This window comes from Aeromonas sp. Y318-3 (assembly GCF_027706185.1).
In the GTDB taxonomy this organism is placed as follows: domain Bacteria; phylum Pseudomonadota; class Gammaproteobacteria; order Enterobacterales; family Aeromonadaceae; genus Aeromonas; species Aeromonas veronii.
Genome location: NZ_JAPDCN010000021.1, coordinates 61,831 through 71,874, shown reverse-complemented (window position 1 = coordinate 71,874; position 10,044 = coordinate 61,831). Strand labels below are relative to the sequence as shown.

Below are 10,044 nucleotides of genomic sequence, written 5' to 3'. Positions count from 1 at the left end.
GCTTCTCACTTCGAAAGTCAAGCGATTGTTTTCGCTTTTCTTTCGGCGCCCACTTCGCTAGGAAGCTGGCTCATCAGGTTGGCGTGTTCCGCCGTGCTGGTAGGGGCGCATTATAGAGAGCCGCGCCGGGATGACAAGAGGAAAACTGCAAAAATTGGCACTTTTTACAGATTTCCGGTTCAACCGTTGTTTTATTAAACAAAAGCCCCGCATCGGCGGGGCTGTTTCGGGCAAGAAACCCTGATTTCACATCACGCTGCTACCTTTTCGACCAGAATTCGCGTGCAAAGCTGCGCACCTTTTCCCAATCGGTAAACTCAATGTCCTTACTAGTGTCAGTACTGCCACCGGTAATCTTCATGATCAGCTGGATGATGCGAGTCTGCCACCAGTTATAGCGGGAGTACTGCAGCGCGCCGGCAAACACCCCCAGAGTTTTCGGCTTCCAGGGGGAGAGGCGCAGGAACTTCTTCATATAGGCATTGGTTTGCGGCGTCTGCTTCTCTGGCTTGCGGGCCGTCAGGTTGACACAGAAGAAGGCCGCATTGGCCACCTCCAACTGCTCCTGATGAGCGTGAATAAAGCTGAACAGGCTGGGGTGGAAGTTGCCATAACGGATAGAGGCGCCGATCAAGACCTTGGCATACTTGCTGAGGTTGCACATCGGCAAGGTATGCAGGTCATGCATCACCACTTCGCATCCCGGCATCTGCTCCAGCATGACATCGACTATTTTGCGGGTTTGGCCATCCCGAGAGGAATAAAGTACCAGAATCTTGTCCATAACAACCTCAACTACGCCAGAATGCAGGAGTAAACAGTACCAGAAGCGTGAAAATTTCCAATCGGCCAAACAACATAGCCAACACCAGTACCCACTGGGCCGCCGGTGAGATATTGCCGAAGTTGGCAGAGACTTCTCCCAAACCTGGGCCTACGTTGGTGAAAGCCGCAGCCACAGCGGTGAATGCGGTCACTTCGTTCAGCCCCGTCATCAGCAACAGCAGCATGAACATAAAGAAGAGAATAATATAGGTGGCGAAGTAGCCCCACACCGCCTCGACGATGCGCTCGGGCACCGCCCGATTCCCCAGCTTCAAGGTATAGATGGCTCTGGGGTGAACCAACCGCTTCAACTCACGCATCCCCTGCATGAACAGGATCATAAAACGCATCACCTTGATACCGCCCCCAGTACTGCCCGCGCAACAGCCGATAAAGGCGGAGAACATCAGCAGCATGGGCAGGAACGAGGGCCAATCTGCATAGGTCGTGGTGCTGTAGCCGGTGGTGGTCCCCAGAGAGACCGCCTGGAAAAGACCGTGGTTGAGCGCCTCTTGCCAAGTGGCGTAGTGTCCGTGGGTCAGCAAGGCGACAAAGCAGATCATCACCAGGGTCGCCTGAATGGCCAGGAACACCTTGAGCTCCGAATCATAGAGGTAGCGCCCGAGCCGCACCGGACGGTGAGAGAAGACGGTAAAGTGGAGCGCAAAGTTCACGCTGGCCAGCAGCAGGAACACCACGGTAATCAGGTTGATGACCGGACTGTTGAAGAAACCGATGCTGGCATCGTGAGTGGAGAAGCCACCGACCGACAGAGTCGAGAACGAATGGCACACTGCATCGAACAGCGTCATTCCGGCGAGCCAGTAGGCCAGCGCACAGAGTGCGGTGAGCAGCAGATAGATGAACCAGAGCGCCTTGGCCGTTTCGGCGATGCGCGGCGTCACCTTGGTATCCTTCACTGGCCCCGGGATCTCGGCGCGATAGAGCTGCATGCCCCCGATACCCAGCAGTGGCAGAATGGCCACCGCCAGTACGATGATCCCCATCCCCCCCAGCCACTGCAGCAACTGGCGATAGAACAGAAACGCCTTGGGCAAATTATCGAGCCCGGTCAGTACCGTTGCCCCTGTGGTGGTCAGGCCGGAAAAAGATTCGAAGAAGGCCTCCGAGACCGACATGTCCGGCACGTCGCTCATGATAAAGGGCACAGCCCCCACACTGCCCAGCACGGTCCAGAACAGCACCACGATGAGGAAACCCTCTTTCGAGCGCATCTCCTTCTTGTGATAGCGATTGGGAAACCAGAGCACCACGCCGAGCAGCAGGGCGATCAGAAAAGAGCTGACGAACTCGGCACCACCACCATCCCGATAGCCAAAGGCCACCAGTGCAGGCAACAGCATGGTCGAGCTGAACAGCGCAACCAGCAGGCCAACAATGCGAATAATGCTCAGAATGTGCATTACAGCTCCCTTTCCCCAATTAAAGAGCGATGGATTCTAGCCATCTAAGGGGCTGAGGGATACCCGCCCATGAGTCCGGTCGGTCAATTCACGGTCCACCTGAGCCCAAACCGAGGACTCCCACGCCACCTGCAAGGTGACCTGCTGACCGTAATCGGCCGCCAGCAATTCGCCATTATGGCTACTGATCAGCGACTCGACCGTCCCCATGTCACCGTAATCGCAGTGAATGAGAGAGGGAGTGCGTGGCACCTTGAGCAGGGTGGGCAGTTGCTTGAGGGCGGCACCGACGCCGCCTCCATAGGCTTTGACCAGCCCACCGGTGCCAAGCTGGATGCCGCCGTAGTAACGCACCACCACGGCACAGATTTCACCGAGCCCCGAGCCCATCAACTGGGCCAGGATCGGCTTGCCCGCAGTACCGGAAGGTTCGCCGTCATCGCTGAAGCCATAAACCTGACTATCTTGCGGCGCACCAGCCACAAAGGCCCAGCAGTGGTGGCGAGCGGCCGGATGTTGGCGCTTGATCTCGTTGACCCACCCCTTGGCCGCCTCGACGGTCGGGGTGTGGGCGATCAGGGTAATGAAGCGACTCTTCTTTATCTCTTCGGTCAACTCCAGCGGGGCAGCCGGAATGGAGTACGCTGCCGCCATCAGAGTCCTGCTTGTCTGGTCATGTTCTCCACCCCGTTGGCGTGCAGCACCACGTTGTCTTCGATGCGGATGCCGCCGAACGGACGCAGCGCCTCCACCTTGTTCCAGTTGACCCGCTTGCCCTGTTCACCCTGACGCAGCGGCTCCAGCAAACTGTCGATGAAGTAGAGGCCCGGCTCGATGGTGAACACCTGACCCACCTCCATCACCCGGGTGCAGCGCAGATAGGGGAACAGCTCGGGCGCCGCCAGGTGGGTACCGCGCTCATCCTGCATGAAACCACCCGCATCGTGCACCTGCAAACCGAGGAAGTGGCCGAGGCCGTGAGGGAAGAAGACGTTGGTCACCCCGGTGTTGATCATCTCGTCTACCGACATGTCCACCAGCTCGGTGGCTTGCAGCAGGCGCGCCAGCTTGTGGTGCATCTGCAGGTGCAGCTCGCTGTAGCGGCGTCCCGGTTTGATCTCCTTGATGATCTCCTGCTGCTGCTCGTCGAGGGCAGCAATCAGATCGGCAAACTCGCCACGCCGCCACGCCCAGGTACGGGTGATGTCGGAGGCATAACCGTGGAAATCGACGCCCGCATCGATCAGGAAGGAGTGGCGCTCCGCATCCGGCACCCGCACGGCAGACAAATGAGTGTAGTGAAGGATGGCCGCATTGCGGTTGATGGCGACGATATTGCCGTAGGGCGCCTCATTGGCCCCCTGCCCGACCGCTTTCATATAGGCCAGATTGATCTCGAACTCGCTCGCCCCCGCCATAAAGGAGTCCTTGGCGGCAATATGGCCGCGTACCCCGATCCGGTTCGCCTCGCGCAGACACTCCAGCTCGTAGGGGGTTTTGTAGGCGCGGTGATAGTGCAGGTAGTTGAGTACCGCCTCCGGATTGGGCTGGGTCAGTCCCAGCAGATCGGCCACTTCCAGATGCCCCCCCAGATAGGCCCACTCCTGCTTGTTGGCAGGTAGATGATCAGCCACCTGTTCCGGCCGGGTCAGGAAGCGGATATCGAAGAACTCGACCCAGAAAGCATTGGGCAGCTCCGCCACCTTGTGCCAGAAATCCACTGGACGATAGAACAGCAGGATTGGTTTGTTCACCCCGTCCACCAGCAGCCAGCAGTGGGGATTGTCCAGTACCGGCAACCAGGCCTTGAAGTGCGGGTTTACCTTGAACGGATAATCCTGATCATCGAGGAAGATGCGGTGAGTCTGGCCGGAGTGGATGGCCAGTCCGCTGAGCCCCTGTTGTTGCAGAATGTCGCGGGTGCGCTGCTGCAAGGTATCGAGGTGCTGGGCAAAAAGTTGGCTGTAGCTGCTCATGGCGTCCTGCTCCGAGGTGAATGTGATTGCAGCATAACATCAAGCGCTTGGCGGCTCGACCCGTCAAGCTGCCGCTTCGTGAGGTAACGCATACGTTACAAACGTGTTTGTTATCAACAGAAAACCAATCATTAACAAATCAAAAACAATTCAATACACTGCCGGTAGATACATGAAGTCAGGGATTACTCATGGACAACCTCTGCCTGTGGCAACCGGATCCGCCCGGGATGCAGCAATCCAACCTCTACCGTTTTATGGCAGAGGTGAACCGTTTCCACGGCTTGCAGTTGCAGAACTACCCGCAGCTTTATCAATGGTCGGTGGAGAAGACCACCCGTTTCTGGCCGCTGGTATGGCAGCACTGCGGCGTCAAGGGCGAGCTCGGCAACATAGTGGCGGAGAACCGTCAAGATATGCAGCGCACCCGCTGGTTCCCCGACAGCCGCCTCAACTTCGCCGAAAACCTGCTGCGCCGTCAGGACGAGAGCCCGGCCATCATCTCCCGTATCGAAGGTAGCCCAAGCCGTACTCTTAGCTGGGGTGAACTGAGTGATCAGGTTGCCCGGCTGGCTCAGTGGCTGCGTCATCAGGGGATTTGTCGTGGCGATGTGGTCGCCGCCTATCTGCCCAATATTCCGGAAACCGTGGTTGCCATGCTGGCAACCACCAGCCTCGGGGCAATCTGGACCTCAACCAGCCCCGACTTCGGTGAAGCCAGCGTGGTGGAGCGCTTCGGCCAGACCCGGCCACGAGTGATGTTTGCGGTGGATGGCTATCGCTACAACGGCAAAGCTATCGACATTCAACAGAAGGTCGCCAGCGTGGTGAGCCAGATCGGCAGCATAGAGCAGACGGTGATGATCCCCCTGCTCGGCAACCCGCTGCAGCTTGGCCACGACTGGCAGCAAGTGCTGGCGAGCCAGTCGGACGCCAGCCTCCAGTTCGAACCCATGGCCTTCAATGATCCGCTCTATATCCTCTACTCCTCCGGTACCACCGGCAAACCCAAGTGCATCGTGCACGGCATCGGCGGCACCCTGCTGCAACACCTGAAAGAACACCAACTGCACTGCGACATCAAGCCGGGGGAGCGGATCTTCTACTTCACCACCTGTGGCTGGATGATGTGGAACTGGCTGGTGAGCGCCCTCGCCTCCGGCGCCACCCTGGTGCTCTATGACGGCTCGCCGTTTTACCCGGATGGCAACGTGCTGTGGGATCTCGCCCGTGACGAGCAGGTCAGCTTGTTCGGTACCTCGGCCAAGTATCTCGACGCACTGCACAAGCAGGGTTACACCCCCATCATGAGCCACGATTTGCCGCACTTGCGGCTGATCTGCAGCACCGGATCTGTGCTGTCGCCGGAGGGATTTGACTACGTCTACCAGCAGATCAAGCAGGATGTGCAGCTCAGCTCCATCTCCGGCGGCACCGATATCTGCTCCTGCTTCGTCATCGGCAACCCGCTCAGCCCCGTCTATCGCGGCGAGAGCCAGGGGCGTGGCCTCGGTCTCGCGGTGCAGGTGTTCAACGAAGCGGGCCAGCCGGTGCAGGGGGAGAAGGGCGAACTGGTCTGTACCAAGCCGTTCCCGGCCCAACCCATTTACTTCTGGGGTGACGAGAATGGCGACAAGTACCACGCGGCCTACTTCGAGCGGTTCGACAACATCTGGTGCCACGGCGACTGGATCGAGCTGACCCCGACCGGCGGCATTCTGTTCTACGGCCGCTCCGACGCCACCCTCAACCCGGGCGGCGTGCGCATCGGCACCAGCGAGATCTATCGCTATGTTGAACAACTCGACGAGGTGGAGGAGAGCATCGTCATCGGCCAGCAGTGGCAGCAGGACGAACGGGTGGTGCTGTTCGTCAAGCTCAAGGCGGGCTGCAAGCTGGATGAGCCGCTGCGCGAGCGGATCCGCCAGCAAATAAAGCAACACTGCACCGCCCGCCACGTGCCTGCCCGCATCCTGCAGGTGGATGCCATCCCCCGTACCAAGTCCGGCAAGATCGTCGAACTGGCGGTGCGGGAAGTGGTACACAACCGGCCGGTCAACAACACCCATGCCCTCGCCGATCCCGAGGTGCTTAACCAGTATCGCAACCGGCCTGAACTGGCCAGTTGATAACAAACTCACATCTATCCGAGGCGCCGCAAGGCGCCTCTCTTTTGCCCGTTTTGTGATGAAGAGCTTTTACTCGAGATCTGTTAAACAAATGTTTTAAATAGGTGTTGAAAATGTCTCCTTTTGGATCAATAGTGAGCCTCGCCCCCTGCTGGGGATTAAGGAGCACCACTCCCCACTGAGTGGGAACAAGGAGACACTCTCATGATCTACCAAGGCGAAACCCTGTCGGTCAGCTACCTCGAAAACGGCATCGCCGAGCTGAGGTTTGATGCCCCGGGTTCAGTCAACAAGCTGGATCGCGCTACCCTGCTCTCCCTGAGCGAAGCGATCGCCGCATTACAACAAGAACGTGAACTAAAAGGTCTGATCCTCACCTCTGGCAAAGACGCCTTTATCGTCGGAGCCGACATTACCGAATTCCTGGAACTGTTCGATCTGCCGCAAGAAGATCTGCTCGGCTGGCTGAAAAAGGCCAACGACATCTTCAATGCCATCGAAGATCTGCCGGTTCCGACCCTCTCCGCCATCAAGGGCCACGCCTTGGGCGGCGGCTGCGAGACCATTCTCTCCACCGACTTCCGTCTGGCTGACACCACAGCCAAAATCGGCCTGCCCGAGACCAAACTCGGCATCATGCCGGGCTTTGGCGGCACAGTCCGCCTGCCGCGGGTGATCGGCGCCGACAACGCGCTCGAGTGGATCACCACCGGCAAGGATTACCGTGCCGATGACGCCCTCAAGGTGGGCGCCATCGACGCCGTGGTCGCCCCCGACGTACTGCAGAGCGCTGCGCTGCAGATGATCAAGGACGCCATCGCGGGCAAGCTGGACTGGCAGAGCCGTCGCGCAGCCAAGAAAGCTCCGCTGCGCCTCTCCAAACTGGAAGCCATGATGAGCTTCACCACCGCCGCCGGCATGGTTGCCGCCGTGGCGGGCAAACACTATCCGGCGCCTATGACTGCGGTGAAAACCGTCGAGGCCGCCGCAGGTATGGGCCGTGACGAGGCGCTGGCCGTTGAGGCACAGGGCTTTATCAAGCTGGCCAAGACCGATGTCGCCAAGGCGCTGGTCGGGATTTTCCTGAACGATCAGCACATCAAGGCGCTGGCCAAGAAGGCGGCCAAACAGGCTGCTAAGGCCACTGGCCATGCTGCCGTACTGGGTGCCGGCATCATGGGGGGCGGCATCGCCTACCAGTCTGCCAGCAAGGGCATTCCGGCGGTGATGAAGGACATCAACGAGAAGGCGCTGGCACTTGGCATGGGCGAAGCCACCAAGCTGCTCAACGGCCAGCTCGAAAAGGGCCGCATCGATGGCATCAAGATGGGCCAGGTGCTCTCTGCCATCACTCCGACCCTCAGCTATGACAACGTCAAGCATGTGGACGTCGTGGTCGAAGCCGTGGTCGAGAACCCGAAAGTGAAAGCCGCCGTACTGGGCGAAGTGGAAGGGATCATTGGCGAAGACGCCGTACTCGCCAGCAACACCTCCACCATTCCCATCTCACTGCTGGCCAAAGGGCTGAAGCGCCCGCAGAACTTCTGCGGCATGCACTTCTTCAACCCGGTGCACCGCATGCCACTGGTGGAGATCATCCGCGGCGAGCAAACCTCCGATGAAACCATCAACCGCGTGGTGGCCTATGCCGCCGCCATGGGCAAGTCGCCTGTGGTGGTCAACGACTGCCCGGGCTTCTTCGTCAACCGCGTGCTGTTCCCCTACTTCTTCGGCTTCAACAAGCTGGTCGCCGATGGCGCCGACTTTGCCGCCGTCGACAAGGTGATGGAGAAGGAGTTCGGCTGGCCCATGGGCCCCGCCTATCTGCTGGATGTGGTCGGTATCGACACCGGTCACCATGCCGGTGATGTGATGGCGCAGGGCTTCCCGGCACGCATGAGCAAGGAAGGCCGCACCGCCATCGACGTGATGTACGAAGTGAACCGCTTTGGTCAGAAGAACGGCAAGGGCTTCTACGCCTACGAGCAGGACAAGAAGGGCAAGCCGAAGAAGGTGGCTGACGCAGCTAGCTACGAGCTGCTGGCCCCCATCGCCAAGCCGAAACAGGATTTCGACAAGGACGCCATCATCGCTCGCATGATGATCCCGATGATCAACGAGGTGGTGCTCTGTCTGGAAGAGGGCATTGTCGCCACGCCAGCCGAAGCCGACATCGCGCTGGTCTACGGTCTGGGCTTCCCTCCCTTCCGCGGCGGCGTGTTCCGCTATCTGGACACCATTGGTCTGGATCGCTACGTGGCCATGGCCGACCAGTATGCCGACTTGGGCCCGCTCTACCGCGTCAGCGACCGCTTACGCGAGATGGCCGCCCAGGGCAAAACCTTCTACTGATTGCGGAAAGGAGATCCATTCATGAAAGACGTAGTCATTGTCGACTGTATCCGGACCCCGATGGGCCGGTCCAAGGGCGGCGCCTTCCGCAACGTGCGTGCAGAAGATCTGTCCGCGCACCTGATGAAATCCATCCTGCTGCGCAACCCCAATCTCGACCCGAACGAGATCGAGGATATCTACTGGGGCTGCGTGCAGCAGACCCTGGAGCAGGGCTTCAACATCGCCCGCAACGCCGCGCTGCTGGCCGGCATTCCGAAGCAGGTGGGGGCGGTTACCGTCAACCGCCTGTGTGGCTCCTCCATGCAGGCGCTGCATGATGCCTCCCGCGCCATTCAGGTAGGTGATGGGGATATCTTCATCATCGGCGGCGTTGAGCATATGGGTCACGTGCCGATGAGCCACGGCGTTGACTTCCACCCCGGCATGGCCAAGTCGGTGGCGAAAGCCTCCGGCATGATGGGGCTGACCGCCGAGATGCTCGGCAAGCTGCACGGCATCAGCCGTCAGCAGCAGGACGAGTTTGCCGCGCGCTCCCACCGCCGCGCCCACGCGGCAACCGTGGAAGGGCGTTTTGCCAAGGAGATCGTCGGGCTGGAAGGCCATGACGCCAGCGGCGCCCGCTTCTTCTACGACTATGACGAGGTGATCCGCCCGGAGACCACGGTCGATGGCTTAAGCCAGCTGCGCCCGGTGTTTGACCCGGTCAACGGCACCGTCACCGCCGGCAGCTCCTCGGCCCTGTCCGATGGCGCCGCCGCCATGCTGGTGATGAGCGCGGATCGCGCCAAGGCCCTCGGCCTCACGCCGCGCGCCAAGGTACGCGCCATGGCCATCGCCGGCTGTGACGCCGCCATCATGGGTTACGGCCCGGTACCGGCCACCCAGAAGGCGCTCAAACGTGCCGGTCTGACTGTCGGTGATATCGACCTGTTCGAGCTGAACGAGGCGTTTGCCGCCCAGTCTCTGCCTTGCGTGAAGGATCTGGGTCTGCAGGATCTGGTGGACGAGAAGGTCAACCTGAACGGCGGCGCCATTGCGCTGGGTCACCCCCTCGGCTGCTCCGGCGCCCGCATCTCCACCACCCTCATCAATCTGATGGAGGAGAAGGATGCCACCCTGGGGGTTGCCACCATGTGTATCGGTCTGGGTCAGGGCATCGCCACCGTGTTTGAACGGGTGTGATAACCAGCCGGATCGACGGGATGCACTACTGAGAGTTGTCCCTTTTCGGGGCCAGTCTGACTGGCCCCTTTTCAAGTCTGTGACGATCGCCACACGGGGTGCTCGTCAGTGGTCAGAAGCTGTCTGTTGGCCGTCCCGTTTGGGTCGGCCTTT

8 protein-coding genes are annotated in these 10,044 nt (G+C 59.9%); 4 read left to right on the top strand and 4 right to left on the bottom strand.

All coding sequences use genetic code 11. The features are described from left to right. Positions 1-198: hypothetical protein (locus OKB77_RS21420; protein ID WP_270818465.1), on the top strand; the 198-nt coding region annotated here is incomplete at its 5' end. Between the two features lie 61 nt (positions 199-259). Here the strand turns inward: OKB77_RS21420 and hemG are convergent. Genes hemG through pepQ form a run of 4 tightly spaced genes read right to left on the bottom strand, consistent with a single transcriptional unit; the run spans position 260 to position 4,225 of the window. Continuing rightward, positions 260-784: a menaquinone-dependent protoporphyrinogen IX dehydrogenase gene (hemG, locus tag OKB77_RS21415; protein WP_005339483.1), complete on the bottom strand. Its 525-nt coding sequence runs from the start codon at positions 782-784 to the stop codon at positions 260-262. A 7-nt stretch (positions 785-791) separates the two neighbouring features. Continuing rightward, entirely contained in the window at positions 792-2,249 is a 1,458-nt protein-coding gene (locus OKB77_RS21410; RefSeq protein WP_005339482.1) for a TrkH family potassium uptake protein, read from the bottom strand. 36 nt (positions 2,250-2,285) lie between these two features. Further along, positions 2,286-2,903, bottom strand: coding sequence for a YigZ family protein (locus OKB77_RS21405; RefSeq protein ID WP_040069890.1), 618 nt, complete (start codon positions 2,901-2,903; stop codon positions 2,286-2,288). Continuing rightward, a complete protein-coding gene (gene pepQ, locus OKB77_RS21400; RefSeq protein WP_199416702.1) occupies positions 2,903-4,225 on the bottom strand; it encodes a Xaa-Pro dipeptidase in 1,323 nt (440 codons plus the stop codon). The genes OKB77_RS21405 and pepQ overlap by 1 nt, the downstream gene beginning before the upstream one ends. A 191-nt stretch (positions 4,226-4,416) precedes the next feature. Here pepQ and OKB77_RS21395 point away from each other — a divergent pair, with 191 nt between their 5' ends. The 3 genes from OKB77_RS21395 to fadA all read left to right on the top strand — a co-directional run bounded on the left by OKB77_RS21395 (position 4,417) and on the right by fadA (position 9,891). Next, positions 4,417-6,354, top strand: coding sequence for an acetoacetate--CoA ligase (locus OKB77_RS21395; RefSeq protein ID WP_199416701.1), 1,938 nt, complete (start codon positions 4,417-4,419; stop codon positions 6,352-6,354). Positions 6,355-6,558: 204 nt separating this feature from the next. Then, positions 6,559-8,706, top strand: coding sequence for a fatty acid oxidation complex subunit alpha FadB (gene fadB, locus OKB77_RS21390; RefSeq protein ID WP_199416700.1), 2,148 nt, complete (start codon positions 6,559-6,561; stop codon positions 8,704-8,706). Between the two features lie 21 nt (positions 8,707-8,727). Beyond that, on the top strand, positions 8,728-9,891 hold the full coding sequence (gene fadA, locus OKB77_RS21385; protein WP_150390065.1) for an acetyl-CoA C-acyltransferase FadA: 1,164 nt from the start codon (positions 8,728-8,730) through the stop codon (positions 9,889-9,891). Positions 9,892-10,044: the final 153 nt, after the last annotated feature.

Coding starts and splice junctions, on each gene's coding strand:
- hemG (WP_005339483.1), bottom strand. CDS start 784: ATGGACAAGATTCTGGTACTTTATTCCTCTCGGGATGGCCAAACCCGC.
- pepQ (WP_199416702.1), bottom strand. CDS start 4,225: ATGAGCAGCTACAGCCAACTTTTTGCCCAGCACCTCGATACCTTGCAG.
- fadB (WP_199416700.1), top strand. CDS start 6,559: ATGATCTACCAAGGCGAAACCCTGTCGGTCAGCTACCTCGAAAACGGC.
- OKB77_RS21410 (WP_005339482.1), bottom strand. CDS start 2,249: ATGCACATTCTGAGCATTATTCGCATTGTTGGCCTGCTGGTTGCGCTG.
- fadA (WP_150390065.1), top strand. CDS start 8,728: ATGAAAGACGTAGTCATTGTCGACTGTATCCGGACCCCGATGGGCCGG.
- OKB77_RS21405 (WP_040069890.1), bottom strand. CDS start 2,903: ATGGCGGCAGCGTACTCCATTCCGGCTGCCCCGCTGGAGTTGACCGAA.
- OKB77_RS21395 (WP_199416701.1), top strand. CDS start 4,417: ATGGACAACCTCTGCCTGTGGCAACCGGATCCGCCCGGGATGCAGCAA.